This window comes from Paenibacillus sp. JT22N1, assembly GCF_059692155.1.
Genome location: NZ_JCAUAW010000016.1, coordinates 123,835 through 150,563, shown reverse-complemented (window position 1 = coordinate 150,563; position 26,729 = coordinate 123,835). Strand labels below are relative to the sequence as shown.

Annotated in this window: 27 protein-coding genes, 1 other RNA gene and 1 pseudogene; 22 read left to right on the top strand and 7 right to left on the bottom strand. The window is 43.9% G+C overall.

Translation table 11 applies throughout. The features are described from left to right. Positions 1-7: 7 nt before the first annotated feature. The 10 genes from eno (at position 8) to AC58UU_RS28065 (ending at position 10,623) form a co-directional block, all read left to right on the top strand. Positions 8-1,300, top strand: coding sequence for a phosphopyruvate hydratase (eno, locus tag AC58UU_RS28110; RefSeq protein WP_171641369.1), 1,293 nt, complete (start codon positions 8-10; stop codon positions 1,298-1,300). 43 nt (positions 1,301-1,343) lie between these two features. Further along, complete coding sequence (locus AC58UU_RS28105; protein WP_497320540.1) at positions 1,344-2,054, top strand: M50 family metallopeptidase; 711 nt, start codon at positions 1,344-1,346, stop codon at positions 2,052-2,054. A 107-nt stretch (positions 2,055-2,161) separates the two neighbouring features. Further along, entirely contained in the window at positions 2,162-2,398 is a 237-nt protein-coding gene (gene secG / locus AC58UU_RS28100; RefSeq protein WP_029196004.1) for a preprotein translocase subunit SecG, read from the top strand. 163 nt (positions 2,399-2,561) lie between these two features. Beyond that, positions 2,562-3,278: an alpha/beta hydrolase gene (locus AC58UU_RS28095; RefSeq protein ID WP_497320537.1), complete on the top strand. Its 717-nt coding sequence runs from the start codon at positions 2,562-2,564 to the stop codon at positions 3,276-3,278. 36 nt (positions 3,279-3,314) lie between these two features. Further along, on the top strand, positions 3,315-6,212 hold the full coding sequence (rnr, locus tag AC58UU_RS28090) for a ribonuclease R (RefSeq protein ID WP_497320535.1): 2,898 nt from the start codon (positions 3,315-3,317) through the stop codon (positions 6,210-6,212). Positions 6,213-6,307: 95 nt separating this feature from the next. Beyond that, complete coding sequence (gene smpB, locus AC58UU_RS28085) at positions 6,308-6,790, top strand: SsrA-binding protein SmpB (protein WP_047679001.1); 483 nt, start codon at positions 6,308-6,310, stop codon at positions 6,788-6,790. Positions 6,791-6,955: 165 nt separating this feature from the next. Then, positions 6,956-7,320: a transfer-messenger RNA gene (gene ssrA / locus AC58UU_RS28080) on the top strand. Positions 7,321-7,622: 302 nt separating this feature from the next. Further along, positions 7,623-9,329 (top strand): SWIM zinc finger family protein, encoded by a 1,707-nt coding sequence (locus AC58UU_RS28075; RefSeq protein ID WP_497320533.1) that lies wholly within the window; start codon positions 7,623-7,625, stop codon positions 9,327-9,329. A gap of 136 nt (positions 9,330-9,465) precedes the next feature. Further along, positions 9,466-9,906, top strand: a complete 441-nt coding sequence (locus AC58UU_RS28070) for a UPF0158 family protein (protein ID WP_497320531.1) — start codon at positions 9,466-9,468, stop codon at positions 9,904-9,906. Between the two features lie 174 nt (positions 9,907-10,080). Beyond that, positions 10,081-10,623, top strand: a complete 543-nt coding sequence (locus AC58UU_RS28065; protein ID WP_497320530.1) for a GNAT family N-acetyltransferase — start codon at positions 10,081-10,083, stop codon at positions 10,621-10,623. A 96-nt stretch (positions 10,624-10,719) separates the two neighbouring features. Here the strand turns inward: AC58UU_RS28065 and AC58UU_RS28060 are convergent, their stop codons facing one another. Beyond that, a complete protein-coding gene (locus AC58UU_RS28060; RefSeq protein ID WP_497320529.1) occupies positions 10,720-10,893 on the bottom strand; it encodes a hypothetical protein in 174 nt (57 codons plus the stop codon). A gap of 208 nt (positions 10,894-11,101) precedes the next feature. Here AC58UU_RS28060 and AC58UU_RS28055 point away from each other — a divergent pair. Further along, a pseudogene (locus tag AC58UU_RS28055) lies at positions 11,102-11,218 on the top strand (oxidoreductase); the annotation flags it as partial. Between the two features lie 250 nt (positions 11,219-11,468). Here AC58UU_RS28055 and AC58UU_RS28050 read toward each other — a convergent pair. After that, positions 11,469-12,545 carry a permease gene (locus AC58UU_RS28050; RefSeq protein ID WP_497320528.1) on the bottom strand — a complete coding sequence of 359 codons (1,077 nt, stop codon included), beginning with the start codon at positions 12,543-12,545 and terminating at the stop codon, positions 11,469-11,471. A gap of 141 nt (positions 12,546-12,686) precedes the next feature. Then, positions 12,687-13,076 (bottom strand): carboxymuconolactone decarboxylase family protein, encoded by a 390-nt coding sequence (locus AC58UU_RS28045; RefSeq protein WP_497320526.1) that lies wholly within the window; start codon positions 13,074-13,076, stop codon positions 12,687-12,689. A gap of 183 nt (positions 13,077-13,259) precedes the next feature. Between AC58UU_RS28045 and AC58UU_RS28040 the strand changes: the two genes are divergently transcribed. Beyond that, positions 13,260-13,487, top strand: coding sequence for a hypothetical protein (locus tag AC58UU_RS28040; RefSeq protein WP_497320525.1), 228 nt, complete (start codon positions 13,260-13,262; stop codon positions 13,485-13,487). A 4-nt stretch (positions 13,488-13,491) separates the two neighbouring features. Here AC58UU_RS28040 and AC58UU_RS28035 read toward each other — a convergent pair whose 3' ends face one another. After that, positions 13,492-14,142, bottom strand: a complete 651-nt coding sequence (locus tag AC58UU_RS28035; protein ID WP_497320524.1) for a transmembrane-type terpene cyclase — start codon at positions 14,140-14,142, stop codon at positions 13,492-13,494. A gap of 474 nt (positions 14,143-14,616) precedes the next feature. Here AC58UU_RS28035 and AC58UU_RS28030 point away from each other — a divergent pair, with 474 nt between their 5' ends. From AC58UU_RS28030 to AC58UU_RS28015, 4 genes are all read left to right on the top strand, one after another. Then, positions 14,617-14,793: a hypothetical protein gene (locus tag AC58UU_RS28030; RefSeq protein ID WP_261303643.1), complete on the top strand. Its 177-nt coding sequence runs from the start codon at positions 14,617-14,619 to the stop codon at positions 14,791-14,793. Positions 14,794-14,932: 139 nt separating this feature from the next. Next, positions 14,933-15,868 (top strand): DMT family transporter, encoded by a 936-nt coding sequence (locus AC58UU_RS28025; protein WP_497320523.1) that lies wholly within the window; start codon positions 14,933-14,935, stop codon positions 15,866-15,868. A gap of 153 nt (positions 15,869-16,021) precedes the next feature. Continuing rightward, positions 16,022-16,534 (top strand): acyl-CoA thioesterase, encoded by a 513-nt coding sequence (locus AC58UU_RS28020; RefSeq protein ID WP_497320580.1) that lies wholly within the window; start codon positions 16,022-16,024, stop codon positions 16,532-16,534. Positions 16,535-16,593: 59 nt separating this feature from the next. Beyond that, entirely contained in the window at positions 16,594-17,130 is a 537-nt protein-coding gene (locus AC58UU_RS28015; RefSeq protein ID WP_497320521.1) for a DUF3231 family protein, read from the top strand. A 187-nt stretch (positions 17,131-17,317) separates the two neighbouring features. On the opposite strand, the gene AC58UU_RS28010 is transcribed toward AC58UU_RS28015, so the two are convergent. Beyond that, positions 17,318-18,124, bottom strand: coding sequence for a hypothetical protein (locus AC58UU_RS28010; protein WP_497320520.1), 807 nt, complete (start codon positions 18,122-18,124; stop codon positions 17,318-17,320). A 248-nt stretch (positions 18,125-18,372) separates the two neighbouring features. Here AC58UU_RS28010 and AC58UU_RS28005 point away from each other — a divergent pair, with 248 nt between their 5' ends. The 3 genes from AC58UU_RS28005 (at position 18,373) to AC58UU_RS27995 (ending at position 19,869) form a co-directional block, all read left to right on the top strand. Beyond that, on the top strand, positions 18,373-19,128 hold the full coding sequence (locus tag AC58UU_RS28005) for a GTP pyrophosphokinase (RefSeq protein WP_057302645.1): 756 nt from the start codon (positions 18,373-18,375) through the stop codon (positions 19,126-19,128). Between the two features lie 76 nt (positions 19,129-19,204). After that, positions 19,205-19,432, top strand: a complete 228-nt coding sequence (locus AC58UU_RS28000; protein ID WP_497320519.1) for a DNA-binding protein — start codon at positions 19,205-19,207, stop codon at positions 19,430-19,432. Further along, entirely contained in the window at positions 19,429-19,869 is a 441-nt protein-coding gene (locus AC58UU_RS27995) for a DUF6526 family protein (protein WP_497320518.1), read from the top strand. Before AC58UU_RS28000 ends, AC58UU_RS27995 begins: the two co-directional genes overlap by 4 nt. A 168-nt stretch (positions 19,870-20,037) precedes the next feature. On the opposite strand, the gene AC58UU_RS27990 is transcribed toward AC58UU_RS27995, so the two are convergent. Both AC58UU_RS27990 and AC58UU_RS27985 read right to left on the bottom strand, forming a co-directional pair. Continuing rightward, the gene (locus AC58UU_RS27990) at positions 20,038-20,967 is read right to left on the bottom strand and encodes a DNA-binding domain-containing protein (protein WP_497320517.1); all 930 of its coding nucleotides are present in this window, start codon (positions 20,965-20,967) and stop codon (positions 20,038-20,040) included. A 4-nt stretch (positions 20,968-20,971) separates the two neighbouring features. Beyond that, positions 20,972-22,243 (bottom strand): sensor histidine kinase, encoded by a 1,272-nt coding sequence (locus AC58UU_RS27985; protein ID WP_497320516.1) that lies wholly within the window; start codon positions 22,241-22,243, stop codon positions 20,972-20,974. Positions 22,244-22,474: 231 nt separating this feature from the next. On the opposite strand from AC58UU_RS27985, the gene AC58UU_RS27980 reads away from it, so the two are divergent. From AC58UU_RS27980 to AC58UU_RS27970, 3 genes are read left to right on the top strand one after another with little or no spacing between them, the layout of a single operon-like run. Then, positions 22,475-23,740 (top strand): cation:dicarboxylate symporter family transporter, encoded by a 1,266-nt coding sequence (locus tag AC58UU_RS27980; protein WP_497320515.1) that lies wholly within the window; start codon positions 22,475-22,477, stop codon positions 23,738-23,740. Between the two features lie 25 nt (positions 23,741-23,765). Beyond that, positions 23,766-25,193, top strand: coding sequence for an aspartate ammonia-lyase (gene aspA / locus AC58UU_RS27975; RefSeq protein ID WP_497320514.1), 1,428 nt, complete (start codon positions 23,766-23,768; stop codon positions 25,191-25,193). A 32-nt stretch (positions 25,194-25,225) separates the two neighbouring features. Further along, the gene (locus tag AC58UU_RS27970; protein ID WP_497320512.1) at positions 25,226-26,653 is read left to right on the top strand and encodes an NAD-dependent malic enzyme; all 1,428 of its coding nucleotides are present in this window, start codon (positions 25,226-25,228) and stop codon (positions 26,651-26,653) included. Positions 26,654-26,729 lie beyond the last annotated feature (76 nt).

Below are 26,729 nucleotides of genomic sequence, written 5' to 3'. Positions count from 1 at the left end.
TCTAACAATGACGATTATTTCTGATGTTTATGCACGCGAAGTATTGGATTCCCGCGGTAACCCAACAGTAGAGGTAGAAGTATATCTAGAGTCCGGCGCTTTCGGCCGCGCAATCGTTCCTTCAGGCGCTTCCACAGGCGCATACGAGGCTGTTGAGCTTCGTGATGGTGACAAAGGTCGTTACCTTGGTAAAGGCGTTCTGAAAGCCGTTGAGAACGTGAACGAAATCATCGCTCCTGAAATCATCGGTCTAGACGCGCTTGATCAAGTTGGCATCGACCACAAAATGATCGAGCTTGACGGTACTCCTAACAAAGCAAAATTAGGTGCTAACGCAATCCTAGCTGTTTCCATGGCTGTAGCTCGCGCAGCAGCAGACGCTTTGGATGTTCCACTTTACGTATACCTTGGCGGATTCAACGCTAAGACGCTTCCAGTTCCAATGATGAACATCATCAACGGTGGCGCACATGCCGATAACAACGTTGACGTTCAAGAGTTCATGGTTCTGCCAGTAGGCGCGCCTACTTTCAAAGAAGCTCTTCGCATTGGCGCAGAGATTTTCCATAGCTTGAAATCCGTATTGAAAGAAAAAGGCCTTAACACAGCTGTTGGCGACGAAGGCGGATTCGCTCCTAACTTCACTTCCAACGAAGAAGCTATCACAACGATCCTCACAGCAATCGAAAACGCTGGCTACAAACCAGGTGTTGACGTATTCTTGGGTATGGACGTTGCTTCCACAGAATTCTTCAAAGATGGTAAATACCACCTTGAGGGCGAAGGCAAATCCTTCACATCCGCTGAGTGGGTTGACTTCCTTGCTGCATGGGTTGATAAATACCCAATTATCACTGTTGAAGACGGTTGTTCCGAAGACGATTGGGAAGGTTGGAAATTGCTTACTGAGAAATTGGGTAACAAAGTTCAACTGGTTGGTGACGATCTGTTCGTTACGAACACTGAGCGTCTTTCCAGAGGGATCGAAGAAAACATCGGTAACTCCATCTTGGTTAAAGTTAACCAAATCGGTACGCTTACTGAGACTTTTGATGCAATCGAAATGGCAAAACGCGCTGGTTACACAGCAGTAATCTCCCACCGTTCCGGTGAGAGCGAAGACAGCACAATCGCTGACATTGCTGTTGCTACCAACGCTGGTCAAATCAAAACAGGTGCTCCGTCCCGTACGGACCGTGTAGCGAAATACAACCAACTTCTTCGTATCGAAGACGAGTTGTTCACTGTAGCTCAATACGCTGGTAAAAAAGCATTCTACAACTTGAGAAACTTTAAATAATATTGTACGTAGTAGTTAATTAAATACTAAGGGGGTCTGCTGTGTGAGCAACTGGGTGAAAACTATTTTATTTCTGATAGGTTCCGCGTTGCTCACGCACTGGATCCCTTCTTCTTTTTTTCGCAACATAGACACGATGGTTCATGAGTTTGGGCATGCTGTGGTGACCTTGGCGCTATCGGGGAAAGTGATGTACATTGAGCTCTATCAGGATCATAGTGGGGTTACTTATTCTTCAATTACGAAGCAATGGGCGATCATTCCGGTAGCCTTAGCAGGTTATATAACGGCATCACTCTTTGCGTGGTTCCTGTTCTCGGCTTATTCGAAGGGCAAGCAGCGTTTAGGTTTGCAGGTTATGATTGCGCTATCCGGTCTCTCGTTAATATTGTTCGTGCGGAATGGTTTCGGAATCATGTTCTTAGTCGGTTTCATTGCGCTGACAATAATTGTTCTGGCGCTTACGCCAAAGTGGTTGCGTGATTTCTACTACTTACTGCTCGCTTTCTTATGCTTAGAAGAGTCTGTGTTTGGCCCGTTCTCCTTGATCATCTATGCATGGGGAAATGCGCGGCAAGCAGGTGATGCCACCAATTTGGCATTGCATACCGGTATTCCGGCTATAGTGTGGGCAATCGGATTTACGCTTTTTGCATTGTGGTGTGCGAAACAGGCCGTGCAAGCTTTTCTAGGACGCAATAAGCGTGCAAGGAGCTCTAGCCGACAATCACCAACACCATCCTACCGTGACTAGAAGAGAAACCATCAGGGTGCCTCTTTGTTGTATTCTAGGACGAACTATGTTAAAATACTCATGCTAGTTGTATAAGGCAAAGAACAGGCAATTGGGGTGCTAATAACATGGTAATCTTTATGAAAATTTTGTTAATCATAGCTTCGGTTGGATTAATTGCGATTGTACTTTTACAAAAAGGTAAAAGCGCAGGTTTGTCCGGTGCCATTTCCGGTGGTGCAGAACACTTATTTGGTAAGCAAAAAGCACGCGGTTTGGAACTATTTTTGTCCCGTTTTACGATGGGGCTTGCTGCTGCATTTTTCATTCTTTCCATTGTCGTAGCATACGTAGTGAAGGCCTAACACACATAAAACGATAACAGCAGGGGAAATCTACTCCTGCTGTTTTTTCATTTTAAATGGGTGTTAGGAGTAGGAGCTGGTTACCATCGAGAGCAGAATTTACAAGTCGACAGAACCATTCTTTTGGTCAGGAAGTGGAGATAATCAAGAGACAGGCATACTGATGATCCATGGATTCACGGGGTCTCCCTCGGAGTTTAGACGGATTGGGTATGTACTCAAAGATGAAGGCTACACCATCCAAGCTGTAAAGCTTCCAGGACATGGTACCTCACCCGAAGAAATGATACGAACCGGATGGACGGATTGGTATGGGCATGTGCTGGAGAGTTATGACGAGCTTGCAGCTAAATGCAAAAGCGTTGTTGTTATGGGACATTCAATGGGCGGACTACTCGCCTTGAAGCTGGCTGTGGAACGTCGTACAGCTGGTGTTATTTCGCTGGCTACGCCTATTTTTCTGACGTCAAGGAAGTCGGCGCTGGCCGTACTGCTGCAATATTTTATCAAATATGTAGCCAAGAAACCCAAACAAATCTCCACGTTATTAGATGAGTCATGTGCATATACCAAAACGCCGATTCGTTGCGTCGTAAGCCTGCGTAAGCTGTTAAAACAAGTGAAAAGCTTGCTGCCTCAAGTCGAAGTACCGATATGGATTGGTCAAGGGAGCAAGGATGGCGTGGTCCATCAGGAAAGCGCAGCGTTTTTACATAAGCGCATTAGTTCCCAAATGAAAGAACTTCGTTATTACCCAGAGTCATCCCACGGAATGCTGCTGGATCAAGAGAGAGAGCTTATCTATGCCGATATCACTGCGTTTATCCTTTCCCTGAAAGTGACATACTATGGAGTAAAGGAAACAAGTACGGCGAATTAGAAAGCTAGGCTCAACAACAACAAGAAGGTGAAGAGTATGATGACAGATAAAGAAATCATAAGTTTGATGCAAGAAGAGGCTTATAAGCCTATGTCCTATAAAGAACTTGAGAAGCATTTTGGAATTGAAAGTGCGAATGAGTTTAAGGATTTTATTAAATTGTTAAATCAATTAGAGGAAAGTGGTCACATTGTCAGAGGCGGCAATGACCGCTACGGTGTTCCTGAACGAATGAATTTGGTGAGAGGTAAGCTGCAAGCTCATGCCAAAGGCTTCGGTTTCTTAATTCCAGATGATCGAGACCACCCGGACGTATATATTAATGCACATGATCTAAATACCGCGATGAATGGTGACATTGTCTTCGTAAAGGTAACCGCAAGGAGTCAAGGCGGAGGCCGTCTGGAAGGCGAAGTCGTACGAGTTATTACGCGTGCGAATACGCAAATTGTTGGTGTTTTTCAGAGTCAGGAGACGTTTGGGTTCGTTATTGCGGATGATAAGCGTGTGTCTCGGGATATTTTCATCCCTCAGCATGCCTTCATGGGAGCTGTTACGGGGCAAAAAGTCGTTGTCAAGATTGTTAACTACCCAGAGGGCCGTTCTGCGGCTGAAGGGGAAGTTATCGAAATCCTCGGTCACAAAGATGATCCAGGCGTTGATATCCTTGCCATCGTACGTAAATTCCAACTGCCTGAGGCATTCAAAGAGGAAGTTATTGAAGAGGCTGAGAAAGCACCGGATTCGATCAGTGAAGAAGAGATTATTGGTCAAGGACGGCGGGATCTTCGTTCTAAGCGCATTGTAACAATTGATGGTGAAGATGCGAAAGACTTGGATGACGCGGTAAATGTGGAGCTTTTGGAAAACGGGAATCTTCGTTTGGGTGTTCATATCGCCGATGTGAGCTATTATGTCCGGGAAAGTACTGCGCTGGATATTGAAGCATATAATCGCGGCTGCTCCGTGTATTTGACTGACCGTGTTATTCCGATGCTGCCTCATAGATTGTCTAACGGAATATGTTCGTTGAACCCTCGTGTAGATCGTTTAACCATGTCTTGTGAGATGGAGTTCGATGAGGATTTAAAACTAGTGAACCACGAAATTTTCACGAGTGTTATTAAAACTAGCGAACGCATGACGTATACGAATGTGCGTAAGCTTCTGACGGGTGAAGCCGAACCGGAGATTGTCGAGAAATATGACTACTTAATGGAAGATTTCAAACGAATGGAAGAGCTGGCTGCAAGGCTGCGTTCCAGACGGATGAAGCGTGGGGCGATAGATTTTGACTTTGAGGAGTCTAAAATTATCGTCGATTCCGAAGGCAAGCCTACGGATATTGTGAAAAGAGAACGTTCCGTCGCAGAAATGATGATCGAAGAGTTTATGTTAGCCGCCAATGAAACGGTTGCTGAGCATTTTTCATGGATGAAAGTACCTTTCCTATACCGTGTTCATGAAGACCCTGATGCTGAAAAGTTGATGAATTTCATGGAGTTTGTGACAAACTTCGGGTACTCGGTTAAAGGTAAAGGGAATTCGGTACATCCACGGGCTTTGCAGGCGCTTTTGGAAGAGATTAAAGGGACTCCTGAAGAGACGGTTCTTAGTAAAATTATGCTTCGCTCCATGAAACAAGCTCGCTATGATGCGCAGAGTTTGGGGCATTTTGGTTTGGCGGCGGAATTTTATTCACACTTTACATCGCCAATTCGCCGTTACCCCGATTTAATTATTCATCGGGTGATTCGCGAAGTGCTGGAAAGCGGGGGTACGTTATCCGATAAGCGTCATGAATATTTGTCCTCGCGGATGAGTGATATTGCACAGCAATCCTCGGAACGTGAGCGAGTTGCCGTTGATGCTGAACGCGAGACGGAAGCGCTGAAGAAAGCTCAATACATGCTGGATAAAGTCGGTGAGGAATTCGAAGGTATTATCTCCAGCGTTACCGGCTTCGGAATGTTTGTGGAGCTCGACAATACGGTTGAAGGTTTGATTCGTCTTAGCGATTTGACAGACGATTATTACAATTTCCATGAGAGACAGTTTGCTCTCATAGGTGAACGTACATCCAAGATCTATCGAATCGGTGATGAGATCAAGATTCGCGTTGCTCGTGTCAATATGGATGAGCATACGATTGATTTTGAACTGCTCGATATGAAGCCTCGCAAAGAGGGCGGGTTTAATCGTGGTGGCGGAAGTTCAAACCGCGGTGGAAAACCTCCATTTAAGGGTGCGGCTGGGTTTAAAGGCTTCCGCGGGGGATCCGATAAAGGCGGATTTGCCGCTAAAGGCAAGGGCGGCTATGCGAAAGCTCAGGGCGCTGGTGCTGCTGGTGGAGAGCGTAGCAAGGAAAGAGCAGGAGCCGGGGGTACGGCTGAAGGTAAGGAAAGAGCTGAAAGAGTTGGTCAAGGGCGTGGCGGTGCTGGAGGCTCAGGACGTACTGCAGGTGGCGCAGCTCGGAGAATAGAAGCTGCTGGACGCACGGAAGGCGGAGCAGGGCAAGGTCGCGGTGAAGGCTCTGGACGAGCGGAAGGTGGAGCAGGACGTGCAGAAGGTGGAGCAGGACAAGGCAAATCCCGGCGCGGTAAGGCAGGGAGCACGCCGTGGAGCGAGAAGCGCGGCAAAGGTGGAGCTGGCCGCGGCAAAGCGGGCGGTCCTAAGCTGAGCGAAGGCGGCAGCTTGAGCGCAAGGCTTGAATCTGTCGGCGCGGGGCGGACAGAGAGCGGAGCTGCTCGCGGCGAAAGCAAGCGCGGCCGCGGTGGGATTGCGCTTGGGGGCGAAGCCCAAGCGGGTGGTGGTTCGCCTGCTGCTGAGCGCAGCACAGGCGGTAGTGATTGGGCGAGCGGCGTGAACGCGCTCGCCAAGGGTGGTCGTCGTCGGAGTGACGACGGCGATGGTAGCAAGAAGCGGCGGAGATAACGCCGCTTCTTGCTTTTCCGCCTTGATCTTGCTACAATAGGATGCACATTGTAGCAGTATTTACCTGCATTGAACGTGCGGGAGGAGGGTCTCACGTGGCAACGAAAAAGGCAGATGGCAAATTACTCGCCCAGAACAAAAAGGCTTCACACGACTACTTTATTGAAGAAACGTATGAATGCGGTCTTGTCCTGACCGGCACGGAGATCAAATCCTTACGGGCAGGTAAAGCAAACATAGGCGATAGCTTTTCGACTATTCGCAATGGGGAAGCATTTGTACACAACATGCACATTAGTCCTTTCGATCAAGGCAACCGAAGCAATCCGGAAGATCCAACACGGACGCGGAAGCTGCTCTTAAAAAAGGCGCAGATTGCCAAGATGCTAGGGCAGGCGAAGCAAGAAGGTTATACCCTCGTTCCACTGAAGGTGTATATCCGAAATGGTTACGCCAAGCTTTTGGTTGGCATAGGCAAAGGGAAAAAGCAGTTCGACAAGCGTGAATCCGCAGCGAAAAAAGATGCACAGCGAGACATTCAACGTGCCCTGCGTGAGAAGCAGAAGATTGCCAGATAGGTGGTCAACCCATACTGGAAGGCAACACCTCAACTTCCATGAACCTAGTCGTTCATTTTTCAGCAGCATGTGTTATACTAATTTAGCAGCAAAGATTTGAAAGCAATTTGGCTCAACATGCACGTCTTTTACCTTCACCGTCTATGACGGTAACGAAGGCAATCCGGGGGTGTTCTTGGATTCGACGGGGATAGTTTGGGCACGGGTTGCGGGTAGTGGGGCCGCGTCCACTATAAAACGCTAAAGCCTATTAAATGGCAAAACACAAAACAACTACGCTTTAGCAGCTTAATAACCTGTTAGCGTGCTCCTCCTCAGCATCGCCCATGTGACTGGGATAGGGGCTCAACTATAGTGGGATACGACGTTTGGTCTCCGCCTGGGGTCGGACGTAGGAAGACAATCAGGCTGACCCAACGCATAGCCGGTTACGGGGCGCTGCTCGGGTGACATCAAAACTGTGACTACACCCGTAGATGCCTGTGTGGCGATATTTTCGGACAGGGGTTCGACTCCCCTCACCTCCATACAATGAAAGAAGCACCCGATGAGGGTGCTTTTTTTATTTGTATGGGTATAGGGAGGAGAACCCCTCGAGGGTTCAGTCCGCGCGGACTGGAGCGTAAGCGGAGGGAGCACGGCATTGGAGTGTACTGCTATAGTTTGTTGACGTGGAGTTTGCTTAATAAACCAGTTCATTTGACTTTTAAATAGTCCCCTCCATGAAAAATAGTAGGCAAGAAGAGACATATTTGAGAAAATGAGAACGTGAACGGCTCATTTCATTTAACATTTAAATAGATAATATAGTTAAGAAAGCAGGGATACATAGATGAAATTGAAAGTAATTGAGAATAGCATAGATCCTATCATTCTTGAGCGCGGGGAAAGGTATCGAGAGAACGGTCATATTTTATCCATTGAAGAGGTGGGGCCAGGATTGTACCGAGCTGAAGTTGAGGGGAATGAGCTTTACGATGTGGAGGTTCATCTTGGCTCCCGCGGTGAAGTGGTATATACAGCGTGCGACTGCCCTTACGACATGGGGGCAATATGTAAGCATGTGGCTGCTGTGCTTTTGGAAATTAGAGACGAGCTATCTGATAGGGAAACAGCCTCGGATCCTTCTAAATCTAAGCCCTCACGTAAAGTAAGTTTATCTGACGAACTGTCTAAGCTTAGTAAAGAGGAGTTGGTTGCGTTACTTGTCCATTTTTCGAAAGAGATTAAGGAAGTAGAGCAAATGCTTACTCTGAAATTTCATGACTCCGGCAGTGACGAGGGGTTAGCTCAATATAAAAAAATGATTCGATCCTATGTGAAGCAGAACTCTGACCGAAATGGTTTTGTGCCTTATCGCAATGTGTCCGCTGCTGTAACTGGTGCTGAACTAGTTATTGAAAAAGCCGAGGAAAAATTGGAAAAAGGGCAGCACCTGTCTGCTGTTAAAATAAGTTTTTGCATTTTGCATGAGATGGGGGAATTGCTTCAGTCGTGTGATGACTCTGATGGCATTGTAGGTGGGATGATTCAACAGTGTATGGATTTAGTTCATGATGTGGCATGTGATCTCGAAAGCAATTTCGAAATAGATAGACACGCCATGCTGCAGCTGCTTCTCAAAGAGGCATTTCATCCGAACCTCGAAGGATGGAGTGAGTGGCAATTATCCCTTTTGGAAAGTGGTGCATGTTTGATAAAGAATGATAAGGAGAGGACAGAGTGGGAACAGCAAGTAGTGAAATTAGAAGAGAAAGAGACACGAAATTCCTCATATAGATCGTATTTTGCTGAAAATGTTGCTAGGCTCAGGTATCAAATGATTCAGAAGTTTGATGGTGATGAACAAGCAATGAAATTTTCACAAGATCATCTCGAATTTACCGCTTTTCGTAAAATGGCGATTGTTACTGCTATGGAACATCAGCAATATGATAAGGCTTTGCAGTTAGCCGAGGAAGGCGAGCGTCATGATACAAGAAAAGGTTATCCGGGTCTGGTTGATCAGTGGAAAAGATATCGCTATGAAATATATCAGCTTACACACCAAGTTGAACATCAAAAAAAGCTGGCGGAGGAATTTCTAGTATCGGGTGAGTATTCCTATTACGTGCAATTAAAAGAATTATTTAGCAAGGATGAATGGTCATCTGTTTATGAGAGGATTTTAAGCAAACTAGAAAATAATCAGAGAGGAAATTGGCGTGTAAATTCCTTATACACCCAATTACTTATAGAAGAGAAAGAGACACGGAGACTGCTGAATTATGTCCAAACGCATAAAAGTTATGTAGTGGACTTTTATAAGCATCTGGTAGGCGAGCATGCAGAAGAAGTTTTTGGATTGTTTGTCCAACACATTGTGGAGCAAGCAGCTCGAGCAACTAATCGCAAAGAGTATCAGAAGGTGTGTCAAATTATCCGTCAACTGATCAAAGCCAAGGGATCGGCTCATGCAGAAAAGTTAATACAACAGTTTCGTCTTGTTTATCCGAATAGACCTGCTTTCATGGATGAATTGCAAAAGATTAAGTCATGAAATTACCAAGAATGAAGTGAAAAGTACGACATTCAATAAGTAATCTTTCGGTCTTCTTGATTATCGGCTTAATCTTGTTCAATCTGACAGGATTCTGCTAAAATGGGATCATAAAATTCAAACGAGGTTGATCGAAATGAATCTAATAGACGAGCTAATTGACGCTTACTTGGATAACAACTTTGAGCACCCGTATTATTTGGATCTGCATACTGGGCAAGTCATTCTGGATATGGATGAAGCATACACAGGGGAACCGGGCATTGACTGGGATGATGAGGAAAACGAAGAACGTTATATCGACATTCCAAAGATTGATTCAAATGAGGCATTTTATGTGATGACGAAGTTTGCTCAACGTACTGAATCTGATCCAGAAGATAAGTTATTTGATGCTCTTGATGGTAATAAACCTTTTAGAAGGTTTAAGGATACGCTTTATGAATTGGATATTTGGGACGAGTGGAACAAGTTCGAAAAAAAGCTTGCAGAAGAAGAAATCCAAACGTGGATGAATCGCTATGAACTGGATTACATTGAATTGAGCGAAAAACACAGAAATAATCACGCTTTTTGACAATGAAAGGGCGTAGTTCGTTTGAATAAGTGGATAACTTTAAAATAATCAATGACACATGTGGGCATAAAATCGGTGCCGATAGAAAACTATCATAACGTTGCTGTGACTGAGATATAGCTTCTTGAATGCGCTGGGGGAGAATTTTAGTTTAACAGTCAGGAGATGAATCGAATGAACAAAGTCCGACTAATTAAACCTTCAATGGAATTCCGTGATCAGTATTTATCGTTCTATAAAGACTGGATCAGCAGTGGTGAAGATATCGTGCCTTGGGTTGTTGAAAAAGATCCTAGTGATTTCCATACAATGCTAGAATTTCTCTATTCGGAAGACAGTGAAAAGAAATTAGTCACTTCTAATTGGGTTCCCCATTCAACCTACTGGTTATTAAATGAAGAGAACTTTCTAGTGGGGGCTGTAAACATTCGTCACCGATTGAACCAAAAGCTTCTAAATAGCGGTGGTCATATTGGTTATGGAATACGGCCCTCCTTTAGACGAAGAGGGTATGCGAGTGCCTTGCTACACCAGACATTACAAATAGCAATATCGATGGGCTTGGATAAAGTACTAGTGGTATGCGATAAAGGCAACATTGGTTCTGAGAAGACAATTCTCAAGCAGGGTGGCACCTTTGAATCAGAGTTTATCGAAGATGATGGAAATATTGTTAGGAGATTCTGGATTACGTTAAGAGGGGAAACCGACACTTAAAAACAAAATGAAGAAGCACCCAAGTGGGTGCTTTTATGAACTCGTATCAAACGTATGTTTAATTCTACTTTAGGTGGAATAATTAATTACTTATTATTAAGGATTCGCTATGATTTTGCCATTTTGCCACTCAAATTCATATTCAAATTGTTCGGTTGAGCTATAAAGTTCTGGTGAGTACAGACGAACAATATGACTTTCTGATGCACTGACACCAAAGGCAGATAGGAATAACATACAGGCAAATACAAGGACTATTTTTGCTGTCATATTTCGATGCCTCCGCCACAATAAGATAACTCAATTGTAGGGTACATATGTATTTGGAGTATTATCACTAAGTAAATAAATTGTTTACAAAAAGGGGAAAGTACGATCTTATTGTTCTATATCAGCACCTACATGATTGATCAGAATATGTTCAATTTCTCTTGCGTCGAAAAAGGGAAGCCGATTCAAGCAGAGGAGTTTCAAAGGCAAAGGATTATACTTTTTGGGATTGCCGTGGCAATATAGAAGAGGTTCTGCCTTAATCGGTGGCGTTGGAGCTGATGCAAACTACATAGCCGAGAATATAACCAAAAGCAGATATTAAGAAAAAATTATTGATGTTTATTGGTATATCATAATGCTAGCTTTACCGAATATGATGTCCAGAATATAATCTCCGGTCTAATTACCAAGATCGATCAGGAATTGCGAAGATTAAAGGTCTCTCACGAAGAGGGCATAGATTGGATTCCACTGGACGATGTACTCAATGCGGAAATTGTAATGAACTAAATAAAAAGCTTCATCTAACAGTTTTTGCTAGATGAAGCTTTTTGTTATTCGAATGGTAAATTTTAAAGAATTATAACACCGACTATGCCGCTTAATATACCGAGCCCAACTACTGAAATGGTAACAAACAGAATGACTTTCTTAGGAAATGATTTCGAAATCATTAACAGAGAAGGCAAACTGATGGAAGGCAACGTAAGCAATAATGCGGCTGCGGGACCTGTCCCAAGGCCAAAGGACATTAAAGATTGGATAATCGGTATCTCTGCTGCTGTGGGGATTACGAACAGCATACCTGCAATAGCAAAACCAATAATAAGAAGAATACTATTTCCTGCAGTTTCCCCAACCGCAGGAAATAACCAAGCTCTGCTTGCTCCTAACAAAAGTACCGCGATGATGTAAGCTGGAACAATATGAAGAATCATCGACCACATACTTTTGAACCATCTTTGTATGAATGAGCCAGATTTTTCTTCTGTTACTTCCTCTGCTTTAACCGTTAGATTCTCTGGAAGTTTCGATTTTCCAGCAAAAAGGTTGGCGTAATAGCTTACTCCAAAGGTTAATATTAAACCAAATATCAACCGAATTAAGGTGAACTTCCAAGACAAAACAAAGGTCATAAACACCAAGGTTGCTGGGTTAATGGTCGGATTTCCAAGCCAGAAAGCTAGGCTTGCGCCAACGGATACATTCTTTTTACGCAACCCAACTGCAAGTGGCGCTGCGCAGCATGTGCACATCATACCTGGTAGGGAGGAAAATCCTCCGATTAAAGTACTTCTGAAAGAAGTTTTACCAAGCACCCTCAGAAGCCATGTAGACGGTAGAAGTATCTGCAACAATGAACCAAGGACAATGCCTAGCAGCGCTGCCTTCCAAACCGATTTGTAATAAGTAAGCGCATAATCCCATGCAGCTTGCCAAGAAGGGACGGGGGCTGTAGGGTTTTTACCAGAAATTATGGACGACCCTATAGAATGTTTAGTTGCAGCATCGAATGCTTTATGATAGTAAGGCCACCATTTCACATACGTTAAACCAACAATAGCGATTATTAAAAAAACGACAACATATAGTACAACCCTTTTGTTGATTGGATCTATATGAGGTGAAGAATTACTGGTATGTGTCATTATATTCTCCCAACATTAGGTTTTGACAAGTAAATAGGTTTTCATTATACCATATCGCGAAGATGATGAAGAGACACATGATTCAATAATATGCGGAAGCGAACCTGCCTCTGCAGTTATCTGAATACAGGTATCACTTCATTAACAGAAGCAATCAGGAACTGAGGACTGCTGGTCTGTTGTTTGTTCAGATAACTGTTCTGGATTATCCTCGAATGCTATTAAGGGATGTGTCGCATGGCTGAGAATAGCCCCTGCTCGCGTAGACGTAGCAATTAAAATTGCCTCTAAGATTTCTTCTTTCGTACCACCTAGCTCTTTACACTTTTTTACATGTACATCAATACAGTAGGGATAACCCGTCACGTGGGCAATGGCCACAGCAATTAGTTCTTTCATCTTTAAAGGTATGGCATCTGTAGAATGAAAGACGTCCCTTTCAAAGGACAAAAAAGAAGCGGCAGCTTGTGGGGCGAGCTTCATAAGCTCAGGAATTCGTTTTAGATTCGAGCGGTTGTAATAATGATTCATTGTTAACCTCCCATAAAAATTTGATGGATCTATTATTAATTTATAGGGATTCGAATCGATCTTCAGTGACATAGTCACCAAATACTGATCTAATATGTTTCTTAAGATAGCTTGTTTAAAATGAGATAGGCAACTTTCATTTCAGTCATCCTTCCAAATAAAAATAGCCCAAGGATGTCCTCCTTGGGCTACAAGATTATAGGATTTCTTCACTTCTTTGCAGCTCTTTTTTTTCTTCTGTGTCTACTACCGAACGGTGATTTGATGAAGAAAGCACTAGATGGGGAACAGAATGAAGCGTCAAAAATGTTACTTGCTGATGTACAAGAAGCTAATGACTTAGGAATGGTTCATTACATATCCAATGCTCAGGTTGCAGCTATAGATACATTTGTCAATGGAAGATTATAGCCCATTAATAGATGGAACGGTGAGTTATTGTGGATCTATGAATGATCTTTACTGACTTGCTATAAACCAACAAGATGTAAACGACGTCTAGAATAAAAATAAGTATGTACATCATAGTTAACAAGATTGAATGCGGGTTTAGGGAATAGCACCAAATAGATGCACACAGGGTGCCGACCATTTTAGAATAGGCGATGTAGATGGATTGGCCGTGTAGATCTTGTTGTAGCAGCATTTTTATAAAAAGTATGGACATCATTAGATTGATTCCAAATGCGGAATACTTGCCCTCAGGATCATGAAATTCGATAGCCATTCCGTAGTGAAGCAGCAGAGCAATGACAAGTAAGGAGAGGATTATAGGTTTTGTAGGCCATTTTGGAGATAGGTTTTTTGAATAAAAGAGAAATTGAAACAGGATGATACAGTCTAATAAAAACCATAGTAGAGTTACGATTTGCTGAAGTGGGTTGAAAGGCATGACGAAGGAAAACAGAAATTCCCAAGTAATATTGGCACATAGGGCGACTATTGGCATTCCGCAGGTTCGATCCCGGAACCCTTTATAAATGATCCATATATAAGCGATTGTCCAAAAAAAGACAATGCCAAACTGTAGAATAAGTTCTATTTGTAGTGGTAAAAGGTGTTCCATATGTAGTAAATCGCATCCTTCCAGGGGATTCTCTTTTGATAAATATGATTCATTTAGCTCGTCTATGCACAGATATGTAAATCTAAAAAGCAGCTCGAAGGGGGAAGTGGTCGAGCTGTGCGAAGATAAATCGGAGTTTTTTCAATCGCCACACCCCAGTGTGAGGAGTTTGGTTGGCTCCATTCTTTCTGAGCATCCTGTTAATCGTTCCGTCTAACTTCCCACGAGACAACCTTCACGCAGCGGTGAATTGTGGATCAAAGACACCCGTGAGGGTGTCTTTTGCATTATGAGGTACTTAATTGGGAGGATAGAGCAGGATGTTTTCGAATACATAGCCTTGGTTAAGTCTAATCCATTCTTAGGGCGGAATACTTGGCTTTAGGTAGCCATAGACGGTTTTTCACCCAAAACGCTATTTGTTATACTTAATAGGACCGATGCGAAATGAAAATAAGCAAGGAGTTGGCAGGAGTGAACTATACAGAGATGTTAGGACGCAGGAGCGAAATTTTGAAACGTATCATTGGAAATCTGATTATTAAAGATAATCAGTTTGGTTTGAGTGAACAAGAAAATAATTGTTATAAAGATATGGTTAAAAAGTTTCATAGAAGTAACTATGAATTAAACGCTAGTAGGAAACTATAGTTACTACATGATCCATTAGAATGGAAGCAAAGAGTGTAGTAAGATGATAGGTACAAGAAGACACCGTCTTAGGTGTCTTTTTGTGGTGTAATAAGATAATATTAGTCGATAATCGATAGAGAGGTAGGCGTGCATCAACTTGGTAAAGTCAGAGAAAACCATTTATTTCATCCTAGCTTTGGTGGTCATCTCATGGGGTTTAAATATTGTAATGGTAAAATACCTTACACAGTTTATCTCGCCCATGCTTGTAGCCGCAATTAGGATACCGCTCGCTGGAATTGTGTTGCTTCCGTTTGTATTTAAAAAGTATGGATTCTATAAACCCAATGCAAAGCAGTGGGGACTTCTTTTTCTTATAGGACTAACATCTATCTTCTTTCATCAGTTGTTTTTAGCTTACGGGGTTGTAACAACTACAGCTACAAACGCATCGCTGATACTAGGATTAAACCCGCTAACTACCGCGCTGCTTGCATCCATTTTCATTGGGGAAAAATTCAGTATGAGATTGGGCCTCGGCATTCTTTTTGGATTCACAGGGGTCGTTTTGGTCGTTACTTCCAAATCGGCAGATAGTTCGGTTGGTTTATCTGGATGGGGAGATGTCATCATGCTTCTATCCATGTTGGCTTATGTTGTTGGTGCATTGTTCATCAAGAAGTTGTCGACAACCTCCATGCCAACTTTAGTTGTCACTACCTATTCCACGCTAATTGGGGGAGTCATGTTAAATCTGGGGTCAGTGATTTTCTTTGGGCCTTCGTCGTATGCTCAGATTCATTTGCCAGCCATGGCTTGGGCTGTTATGTTGATGTCAGCTTGGGTAGCATCTTCACTGGGTACACTAGGGTGGAATCATGGTATTAAATTTCTAGGTGCCAATAAAACAGCTATGTTCCTAAACGGGCTGCCTTTTGCCAGTATGGTTGGGGGAATTATTTTTTTGGATGAAAAAATTGGTTGGATTCACGTTGTGGCCTTTATTCTTACCACGGTTGGTATTGTGATAGGGACTTTAAAGAAAAGAGATAGCAGGCTTTCCTCTGTAGGTGGAAAATCTGTTAAAATCTAGACCCAAGCGAAGGCGGGGGGAGAATATCTTCCTAATAAGACACTATCCATTCATATGAATTGGGTAGTGTTTTTTAATCAAAGCATAGCGGCATCATGAACGGGGAAAAATGTCCGAAGGGACTACATTCTGTAAGAAAGTTGTGTGAATATGTTGGAAAAGAAATATGTAAGAGAAACGCGGTGTTTTAAAGTTTCCAGAGTTTTTCCAACGGATGTCAATAACCATAATACATTGTTTGGAGGCAAGCTAATGTCTTATATCGACGATATTGCTTCAATATCTGCTAGCAAATTATGTCGTGTGACGGCAGTGACAGCTTCTACGGATTCCGTTGATTTCTTACACCCTATTAGGCCAACTGATTCTGTTTCTCTAGAGTCCTTCATTACATGGACGGGCAAGAGTTCGATAGAGGTTTTTGTGAAAGTGATCAGAGAAGATTTAAGAAGTGGTGAGAGGAAGATCGCCGCGACATCTTTTCTTACTTTTGTTGCCTTGGATGAGCAGAATAAGACGATACTTGTACCTCGCATAATACCTGAGACTGAAGAAGAAAAAAAGCTGCATGAAACAGCTGAACATAGAACTGAAATGAGGAAACACCGCCGTGAGGAAAGCAAGAAGTTCGCTGATTATTTGGTAACGCAGTATCCATGGGAGTAATTTTTTGAAATAAAAACCAGGCAGATGGGAACGCTAACTAGCAAAAAGGAGCTGCGAACATGAATATCATGGAAGTACTTAATGATGCGATTAAGCCTTTTCTGGATGGTGAAAAGCCGCCTTTAAACGTAGGAGAAGTCATGAATCTTTGGTTTTATTTGACTGCAACAGATCAAACCATGCGCGGAGAACAGGTATCTTATAATATTGTAGAGGACCTGGAACTTAAGGAGAAGCTGAAAGAAGTCATTAACGATGTTCATGGTCCAATATTTGCAGAGTTAATTGAGTTTTTAAAAGCAGAAGGCATTCCGATGCCCGAGACATCACCAGATAAACCGATTGGCGATTTTCGGAATATTCCGGAGGGATCCAAACTGTCTGATGAGGAAATAGCGAGTCTTCTCAGCTTCAATATTGTACTGGGAATAAATTATGCTTGTAGGGGCATGACAGAGGCAGTACGGCCGGATGTTGCGGCGTTGTTCGCCAAATATCAGATGAAGAAGTTTACATACGCAATAACGTTAAAAGATTTATTAATGAGAAAAGGGTGGTTAAAAGCGCCCCCGTATTTCAAACCAGAAGTCTTGTAAGGTAAGTTAAGTGGGAACGTTAATGGGCACTTTGCTAGCTCGCACAAAAAGCACCTGAGAGGGTGCTTTTTTGATTTATATGGGTGTTACAGCGAGGGAAGAGTATACACGTTTCTATTTGATAGTGATAGCAGAAATGCTTCCATTTGTTTTAAAATCATTCGTGTAGGCTAACGTAGCTGTCGCATTAAGGGATTTGAGCCTTAATCACTGTGAGTGCCTCACTTATCTTCGTTTCAAGCTTAAAGATGCTTTCTTTTTCTGCATTCATTTGACGGGATAGAGAAATCATGGAGGTGAGTGAGCTTTGAACAGCATTCGTATCTTCTTTTTTTGCTCCTTGTTTAAATGCGGTCCATATCGGGGAGAGGCTGTTTTGGATCGTTTTGATAGCACCTTGCTTAGCTTTGATCTGTACGTTTATGGGGTCAATGTCATTCAGGCTGCTGCGGATTTTTTTCGTCGCCTTGGATGCTTTGTCTTTAGCAGCTTGGGAAGCTTTTACCTTGGCGCTGATGTCGATACGAGCTAGTTGTACGGGGATTTTCATAGCAGCAGCTTGGAATCTTAGCAGGGCGCTCAAGCTTTTACTTTTCAGTGATCGGGCGGCTTCGATCTGTTTGTTTAGCGCGGCGTATTGAGATAATAAGGGCTGATGCCGAGCTCTCGTTCGTGTGATCTCCTCCTCCAATTTCGCCAATTTGGCGGAATCGATATCTTTGGCCTGCTTGCCCAGCTCAGCCGATGTATCCTTATTTCTGCTATGCAGCGTATTGATCTTGGCGTCCCAGTCCTGTTCTTGTTTCTGAAGGGTGAGGAATTCGGTGTAAAGTGAATTGATTCTATTAGCTTGAGTTTGAGTCGCGCCGGCAATCGTTTTGTCGAGAGAGGATTGAATCGTGGTTGTGATTTCGAATGAAGCGGCTGAAGCCAATTCTGCTGGAATGGCCGAGGCGAGGGCTAAAGCGGTGAGCAAAGCAGTGAAATTTTTCAATAGACAACCTCCTTCAATTTTGAAAATGCGATGTAAATACAACAAAAAAAGCACCTGCAAGAAAGGCCATCGGCCTTATCTTACGGGTGCTTCCGTCGTAAGTATTCACTCGAATATGATAGGAGTACTATACCAAGACGCCATGGAAGATGTCAATAAGAACACCAAATTTGCGCCGAGTGACACATGTGAATTACACTAGCTAGGACTGGTAAAATAACCACGACCAAAGGATGGAAACAACTATGATGAATCAACTTTCGATCAATGATTTAAAACGATTCAAGAACGAACTGACACGATTTATGATGACGTATAAGTTCGCACTGGATGAGATAGAGACCAGAATTGAAATTCTCGTGCAGGAGTTCGAAATGCTGCATGAATATAATCCGATTGAACATACTAAATCGCGCTTGAAGTCTCCGGAAAGTATCTTTCACAAGCTCAATAGAAAGGGAGGAGATCTCTCATTCTCAGGGATTAAGGAGAGTATTAAGGACATTGCAGGTATGCGGATTACGTGTTCGTTTGTCTCTGATATTTATGTCATAAGCCAGATGCTGAAGAGTCAAAGCGACCTTAAAGTGCTGGATGAGAAAGATTATATTAAGAACCCGAAGCCTAATGGCTACCAAAGTCTTCATTTGATCATCGAAGTGCCTGTACATCTGTCGGATCGACTAGAAAGTGTGTGCATCGAAGTTCAGATTCGAACGATTGCGATGGACTTTTGGGCAAGTTTGGAGCATAAAATCTATTATAAGTTTAATCAAGGCAATCAAGCTGTACCAGCACGGCTTCTGGATGAATTAAAGCAAGCGGCTGCAGCCGCGTCAGCGTTGGATCTGCAAATGGAACGCTTGCATGCCGAAATTGAAGTTATAAAAGAAGAGCAATCGGAAACAATGGACGATAAGTTGAATCGAATTATCATTAACAACCAGCAATTTGCCTTGCCACAAGCGCTGCTGGAGCTTTTAAATGATGAGGACGTCAAGTAGTATCCGCTAATTGGATGATGCCTCTTTTAATTTCTGTGGTATAATCAAAGTAACGGAATTAGAAGGGTGCGAGTAAATGAATACTTTTGAAGACTGGAATCAAAAAGTGAAGTCAACGTTCAACGCTACTAGTAATGAAGTCGTATTAACGGTTATGGAGGCAGGAGAATCATTGGGTCTCTCCAAAGATCAAATGAAACTCTATGTGGACAAAAACAAGTTAACCAAAGTGCCTATTATGAGAAGTGTGCATCGTTACCTGTTATTAAAAAGTGAGATTGATGAGATTGTGGGGAAATCATGAATAACGACAATCAAAACTATGCGAATCATCGTAGAATGCATCCGCTGTTTCACTTTGTTTACAGTGTACTGGCGCTTGGTTTAGTGATTTTATCACTTACTCAGCTCGTTAGGTCAGTGCAATCTGGGGCAGATGTGCTGCCCGCGGTTATTTTTCTGCTCATTTCTATTATTTTAGTCATTGTATTCCTGCTTGTACGGTCCTATCCGTTAAAAGCGCAGGATCGCGCGATACGGGCAGAAGAGAATCTCAGGCACTTTGTGTTGACCCAGAAGCTGCTGGATGCCAAGCTCACGATGGGGCAAATTACGGCTTTGCGTTTTGCTTCCGATGAGGAGTTTCCTACACTTTGTAAGAAAGCTGCCGCGGAGCAGTTGTCACCTGACGCGATTAAGAAGTCGATCAAGAGCTGGAGAAGCGATAACTATCGAGTATAGTAAGGCTCCTTTATGTTAGAAAAGTAGAAAATGGTGGTGCAAGGTTTATTCTTGCTCTGCCATTTTTTTTTTTTTTTTTTTTTTTTTTTTTTTTTTTTTTTTTTTTTTTTTTTTTTTTTTTTTTTTTTTTTTTTTTACGATTTTTGGGTCAAATTATTCGGAACTTCCTCACTGCTGGCTAATCAATCTTTTGGCTTCCAAATAAAGCACCTGAATAAACTTTTTGGTATTTTGTCGGATTATACTCTGAGATTCATCTTCTTTATTCTCCAGTTCCCTCATTCTTTTGCGGACATCGCTGAGGTCAAAAAATTTATTCGAGTATTCCTCAAACTTCGGATTCGAATAATCAAGCAATCCAAGGGAGGCTAGGTTTGTTAGCGCTTGGTTCACAGTCCGTCGTACCCGCTGCTCGGCTGCCTTGACTTCTTTTCTCAAATCGCTGTCGGAGGCTGAGGGGGCTAATTTTTTCTCGGCAACTTTTTGAAAAATTTCATGAAGCGGCGGAAAGTTAAGCGCGAGCGGTTGATACATATCGGTACGATACAAATAATCAAGCATCTCCAATAAGTCCTTGCAGCCGGACTCGCCGATTAATCCAAGGTCGGATAAGACATAATTCCCGCTTGTTACTATCGTTTTTGCACTGGAAGACGAAACTTTCTCCGTAAGGACGCCGTTCATGCCGATGGCACTTAGTGATTTCTGAATGTTTCTTATAGATTGGTGCAGCCTAAGCAGCTCGGAAACCTTACGAATAACGGCGATTAATTCCAATCGGTTGATCGGTTTCGTGATGTAATACTCAATTCCGCAGGAATAAGCCAACCCAATCATTTCCTTCGACTCTACTTGAGAAATCATGATGATTTTGCCTTCGAAGTTTCCGGAAATCTCACGAACGGTTTCTATGCCGTCACGATCAGGCATCAATAAATCGATGAGAACGATATCTACTTGTTTGAGGGCTAGTAGATCACTGTCAATGTGCGCACCATCTGGGGCCTCACCTACGATAGTTCCTAAATCCTCATCCTCGATAATATGCTCCAGCATGGAACGTACGGCCGGATCGTCATCGATAATAAAAAAACGCATAATTCTATTCCTCCTTTCCTATCTGGCTCACTGGCAATGTGATGATGAAATTAGCACCAACTCCGTCACTGCCGGCTTGAACCCGTATGGTTCCATGAAGCAGCTCGACTTCTTGTTTCACGTAAGCGAGTCCTATACCCGTGGAAGGGTTGCCGGATTCATCGTATTTCATAGTAAACCCTGGCATGAAGATCCGATCCTGATACTTAGGCGCAATACCCGGACCGCTATCAACTACACTGATAACGATATCATCTCCGTTTCGTATTACGCTAATCCTGATATAGCCCGTTTCACGAATTGCTTCAACGGCATTAGTCACTAGGTTATTGAGCAAGGATAAGGTGGCATACACGTGACATGATGGACATTCGCCATCTATCTGTAGTGAGAATGCAATCTTCTTGCCGAGGGATCTGGCATATTTCTCATTAGAACGTAAGACGATTCCGGACAATTCATCCATTGGTAAGTACTCGCTATCATGTGAAATTAAACCGGACAACCCCGCATAAATCCGTTGATTATCTTTTTTGATTTCATGAACCTGACCAGCGATTCGGAGCGCTTTTTGCGACAGGTCATCGAGTCCCGGAAGATGCGCATCCTTTAGAGACTGATACAGTTCATAGCTAACCCGCGTTATATATTCCGCATTGTGCAGCGTTTTCTTCAACTGAATAGATTCTTCATAGAGCTCGGAGATAAGCATGATCATCTTCTCGTTTTCTTTACGCTGCTGCTCTTCAGCTGCCCTCGAATGTCGCAACTTCACGATATTGAAAATACCTAGCACGAAAAAACTGCGAAAAAAAGCAATTAATGCAATCTGATTCCAGGTGGTAAGGGAAGTCATCTCGGCGATGGATGAGTATCGAAATAGAAGTTCCGCCGACGTCGCGGCGATTTCAATCGAAACGCCGAGAAAGCCGACGATAAGCGGCCGATTATGATACCGGTTCATACGAACCGCCGTGAAGACGATTCCATAGGTCAGGTAGTAGAAGAATACCGGATAATGATGATGAAAGGAAGCGGACCAGTCCCAATCCGAGTAAAGGAACGCCTGAAGCCCTGTGCGAAAGAGCGCAACCGATATCCCGACAAGAAGACCTGAGAGAAGAGGGGAAGGAGTCCGCAGCCACAACAGGAAAAGGAAGAAGGTGGGGGTGCCTAAACTAACCCGAAACTCATCTCGAAACGGATAGAAATTCAACTCACCTGCGATCGGAACCGAAATGATCATGAGTATAAGCAGGAACCATTTTTCCTTCAAAGTGTCTTGTTTCCCTCCTTCTCACATGAAGTAAAAGTCATTCGACATAGTTTGCGTTATTCCTTCTATACCTATAGCTTGCTTTTACATACGTATATTTTTTTGAAAAAAAATTATTAAGAAATTGTAGATTCGTCTAGCTTTCTGTAGATTCCCCACTAAGATGAAATCTATTAAAGCACCACCAAGCTTTCATGAAAAAGAAAGCGCTTAACAAAAGGGGGAATCATCATGAAAAAGTTCGGATTAGCATTTCAAATTTTGTTTGGTCTCATCTTGGGGATTATCGTAGGAGCTATATTTTTTGGAAACCCAACTGTTGAGAGCTACTTAAAGCCATTGGGCGATATTTTCATCCGTTTGATTAAAATGATTGTCGTTCCTATCGTCGTTTCTTCGCTTGTTGTCGGAGTAGCGGGCGTTGGGGATATGAAAAGGCTGGGCAAGCTTGGCGGAAAGACGATTCTTTATTTTGAAATCGTAACGACGATCGCCATTATTTTTGGATTAGTCGTGGCCAATGTGTTGAAGCCTGGAGCGGGCGTCAATATGTCTGCGCTTGCAAAGACGGATATTAGCAAGTACGTCGATGCGACGGAGAAGATGACCAGTCACAGCTTCGTTGATACGTTCGTCAATATCGTTCCGAAAAACGTGTTTGAATCATTGGTTGCAGGTGATATGCTGGCCATTATTTTCTTCTCGGTATTTCTTGGCTTGGGTATTGCCGCAGTTGGTGAGAAAGGGAAGCCGGTTCTATCCTTCTTTCAGGGACTCTCAGAATCGATGTTTTGGGTGACCAACCAAATTATGAAATTCGCACCACTTGGTGTTTTCGGATTGATTGGTGTGACGGTATCCAAATTCGGGGTAGGCTCCTTGGTTCCACTTGGTAAGTTGGTGTTTGCTGTGTATCTCGGGATGTTCCTGTTTGTGTTCGTCGTACTCGGCTTGATCTCGAAGTTATGCGGCACCAGTGTAATGACCATTATTCGCATTCTAAAAGACGAGCTGATCCTCGCTTTCTCAACAGCAAGCTCTGAAACGGCAATGCCTAAGATGATGGAGAAAATGGAGAAATTCGGTGTACCGAAGGCTATCACCTCTTTCGTCATACCTACGGGCTATTCGTTCAACCTGGACGGCTCTACGCTGTATCAAGCCATAGCTGCTCTATTTATTGCTCAAATGTATGGCATTGACATGTCGATCAGCGCTCAGATCACCTTGATGATTGCTCTTATGCTCACATCCAAAGGAATTGCCGGTGTGCCGGGTGCATCTTTTATCGTGCTGCTGGCTACGCTGGGATCGGTTGGGATTCCGCTAGAAGGGCTTGCTTTTATTGCAGGTATTGACCGTATTCTGGATATGGCCCGTACGGCAGTCAATGTGATCGGTAATTCCATTGCCGCGGTTGTTATGGCGAAGTGGGAAGGGCAGTACGATAAGAAAAAAGGAAAGCAATATGTAGAGTCTGTTAAGAAAGCTGCGTAATTGAAATCACTTGGGGGATAAGACAATGACAACAGCTCAGCTAAGGGTGGAAAAAGATTTTCTTGGTTCAAAGGAAGTGCCTATAGATGCTTATTACGGGATTCAAACACTGCGTGCAGTCGAAAACTTCCCGATAACAGGTTACCGCATTCATGAAGAATTAATTCGTGCAATGGCGACTGTGAAAAAAGCGGCAGCAGTAGCGAACATGGAGATCAGGCAGTTAAACCCTCGAATCGGGAATGCTGTCGTTCAAGCGGCACAGGAAATTATAGATGGGAAATGGCACGATCAATTCATCGTCGATCCGATACAAGGCGGAGCAGGTACGTCCATCAACATGAATGCCAACGAGGTTATCGCCAATCGGGCTATCGAGCTGCTCGGGGGTACTAAGGGAGATTATTTTGCAGTAAGTCCCAATACACATGTGAATATGGCTCAGTCAACCAATGATGCGTTTCCGACCGCGATTCATATTGCCACACTCTCTCAGATTGAGAAGCTGCTTGTGACGATGGAAGAGCTGCTCGAGGCGTTTTGCATCAAAGCCGTTCAATTCGACGGTATTATCAAAATGGGCCGGACCCATATGCAGGACGGCGTACCCATTCGACTGGGACAGGAGTTTGAGGCATACAGTCGAGTGCTGGCTCGCGATATTAAGCGGATTAAGCAAACACGTGATCATTTATATGAAGTCAACATAGGCGCAACAGCCGTTGGAACTGGCCTAAATGCAGACCCGCGCTACATTAAACGGGTTGTGGAAGTGCTTGCCGAGCTGAGTGGATTGCCGCTTATCAATGCCGAGCATCTGGTGGATGCGACGCAGAATACGGATGCGTACACCGAAGTGTCGTCTGCATTGAAGGTGTGCATGATCAATATGTCCAAGATTGCCAACGACTTGCGATTGCTCGCTTCAGGACCTCGCGCTGGGCTCGGGGAGATTCAGCTGCCTGCGCGCCAGCCGGGTTCTTCGATTATGCCGGGCAAGGTGAATCCCGTAATGGCAGAGGTCGTCAATCAAGTAGCATTCCAGGTCATCGGCAACGACCACACGATATGTCTGGCGTCCGAGGCGGGACAGCTTGAGCTTAATGTGATGGAGCCTGTGCTGGTGTTCAATTTATTGCAATCGCTTAGCATGATGAATCAAGTATTCCAAGCATTCCGTGTGCATTGTTTGGAAGGGATCGAAGCTAACGTGGAGCGCTGCAAACAATATGTGGAGCAAAGTGTAGGCGTGATTACGGCGCTTAATCCACATCTCGGCTACGAAGTAGTGGCGCGAATCGCGCGTGAAGCCATTTTAACAGGAAAGCCTGTTAGAGAGCTCTGTCTGATCTATAATGTTCTGACGGAAGAGGAACTGCAGATTATTCTCGATCCATATGAGATGACAAACCCGGGGATCGCGGGAGCTGAGTTACTTGAAGGTAAAGCTTAACAAGAGCAAAATTAAAGGGAGTGAACAGGAACATGTCAGTTCCAAGCGGTGCAACGACTTATATGATTTTTCGGCTTCAAATCGATAAAGAATTAACCTCGCTCGGCGATATCGCGGCTACGATAGAAAAGACAGGAGGAGATATTGTAGGCATAGACGTCATTTCTTCCAGCCGCACGAGTACTGTCCGAGATATTACTGTGAATGTTTTCGATCAAACACATAGCCAGCTTATCGGCGAGTCTCTTCAAAGTTTAAGCGGTGTAAAGGTGATTCACGTATCGGACCGGACCTTCCTTGTCCACTTAGGTGGGAAAATTGAGATTAATTCGAAAATCCCAGTCAAAAACCGTGATGATTTGTCTCGGGTGTACACCCCTGGGGTCGCTCAAATCTGTACCGCCATTGCGGAAGAGCCAAGCAAAGCCTATTTGCTTACGATCAAACGGAATATGATCGCGGTGGTATCGGATGGTACAGCTGTACTTGGGCTTGGCGACATCGGACCGATGGCCGCGATGCCGGTGATGGAAGGCAAGGCGATGCTGTTCAAACAATTCGGGGGCGTGGATGCATTCCCAATCTGCCTTGACACGAAGGACCCGGACGAAATCGTCAGCATCATCAAAGCGATAGCTCCGGGGTTTGGAGGCATCAATCTAGAGGACATATCGTCGCCTCGCTGCTTTGAGATCGAAGAACGGCTGAAGCGTGAACTCGATATTCCCGTGTTTCATGATGACCAACACGGCACGGCGGTCGTGCTGCTAGCTGGTTTGTTGAATGCGTTGAAAATAACTGGTAAACAAATGTCGGACATTAAAGTTGTTGTTAACGGCATTGGGGCGGCAGGTATCGCTTGCTCTAAGATGCTGCTCGCCGCCGGAGTGCGTAACTTGATCGGGGTGGACCGCTATGGCGCCATTAACCGAAATACACAGTACGACAATGCGCATTGGACCGAGTTTGCCCAGATGACGAATCCGAACTTGGAAGCAGGGAGCTTGTCCGACGTTATCCAACATGCGGATGTATTCATTGGCGTTTCCGCTCCGAACATTTTAACGGTAGATGATGTCCGATCCATGGCGAGGGACCCGATTGTCTTCGCGATGGCGAACCCAACGCCGGAGATCGATCCCGAGCTTGCCAAGCCATATGTGAGAGTGATGGCTACGGGGAGATCTGATAAGCCGAATCAAATCAACAACGTTCTTTGCTTTCCCGGTATTTTCCGCGGTGCTTTGGATTGCAGGGCGAGTGAGATTAATGAGGAAATGAAGCTCGCGGCTGCTAAGGCCATTGCATCCGTAGTAACCGATGAAGAATTGAACGAAACTTATATTATCCCCAGCGTTTTTAACCAGAAAGTGGTGGAGAAGGTAAGGGAGGCTGTTGTTGAAGCAGCCTATCGTACAGGGGTGGCACGCAAGAGCATGAGGGATCCAAATAAGGAGTAGATCAGTCATCTAGTAGGGCTCAGTTCTTCGCCTTAAAGAGATGAACTGAAAGAAAATCGTCATCGCATAGAACCGT

Excerpts from the sequence above, each read along its gene's own strand:
- AC58UU_RS28015 (WP_497320521.1), top strand. The coding sequence starts at position 16,594 with ATGAATATCATGGAAGTACTTAATGATGCGATTAAGCCTTTTCTGGAT.
- eno (WP_171641369.1), top strand. The coding sequence starts at position 8 with ATGACGATTATTTCTGATGTTTATGCACGCGAAGTATTGGATTCCCGC.
- aspA (WP_497320514.1), top strand. The coding sequence starts at position 23,766 with ATGACAACAGCTCAGCTAAGGGTGGAAAAAGATTTTCTTGGTTCAAAG.
- AC58UU_RS28050 (WP_497320528.1), bottom strand. The coding sequence starts at position 12,545 with ATGACACATACCAGTAATTCTTCACCTCATATAGATCCAATCAACAAA.
- AC58UU_RS28095 (WP_497320537.1), top strand. The coding sequence starts at position 2,562 with ATGATCCATGGATTCACGGGGTCTCCCTCGGAGTTTAGACGGATTGGG.
- rnr (WP_497320535.1), top strand. The coding sequence starts at position 3,315 with ATGATGACAGATAAAGAAATCATAAGTTTGATGCAAGAAGAGGCTTAT.
- AC58UU_RS28035 (WP_497320524.1), bottom strand. The coding sequence starts at position 14,142 with ATGGAACACCTTTTACCACTACAAATAGAACTTATTCTACAGTTTGGC.
- AC58UU_RS28045 (WP_497320526.1), bottom strand. The coding sequence starts at position 13,076 with ATGAATCATTATTACAACCGCTCGAATCTAAAACGAATTCCTGAGCTT.
- AC58UU_RS27995 (WP_497320518.1), top strand. The coding sequence starts at position 19,429 with ATGAATAACGACAATCAAAACTATGCGAATCATCGTAGAATGCATCCG.
- AC58UU_RS28005 (WP_057302645.1), top strand. The coding sequence starts at position 18,373 with ATGAATCAACTTTCGATCAATGATTTAAAACGATTCAAGAACGAACTG.
- AC58UU_RS27980 (WP_497320515.1), top strand. The coding sequence starts at position 22,475 with ATGAAAAAGTTCGGATTAGCATTTCAAATTTTGTTTGGTCTCATCTTG.
- AC58UU_RS28075 (WP_497320533.1), top strand. The coding sequence starts at position 7,623 with ATGAAATTGAAAGTAATTGAGAATAGCATAGATCCTATCATTCTTGAG.
- AC58UU_RS27970 (WP_497320512.1), top strand. The coding sequence starts at position 25,226 with ATGTCAGTTCCAAGCGGTGCAACGACTTATATGATTTTTCGGCTTCAA.
- AC58UU_RS27990 (WP_497320517.1), bottom strand. The coding sequence starts at position 20,967 with ATGCGTTTTTTTATTATCGATGACGATCCGGCCGTACGTTCCATGCTG.
- AC58UU_RS28065 (WP_497320530.1), top strand. The coding sequence starts at position 10,081 with ATGAACAAAGTCCGACTAATTAAACCTTCAATGGAATTCCGTGATCAG.
- secG (WP_029196004.1), top strand. The coding sequence starts at position 2,162 with ATGGTAATCTTTATGAAAATTTTGTTAATCATAGCTTCGGTTGGATTA.
- AC58UU_RS28070 (WP_497320531.1), top strand. The coding sequence starts at position 9,466 with ATGAATCTAATAGACGAGCTAATTGACGCTTACTTGGATAACAACTTT.
- AC58UU_RS28060 (WP_497320529.1), bottom strand. The coding sequence starts at position 10,893 with ATGACAGCAAAAATAGTCCTTGTATTTGCCTGTATGTTATTCCTATCT.
- AC58UU_RS28000 (WP_497320519.1), top strand. The coding sequence starts at position 19,205 with ATGAATACTTTTGAAGACTGGAATCAAAAAGTGAAGTCAACGTTCAAC.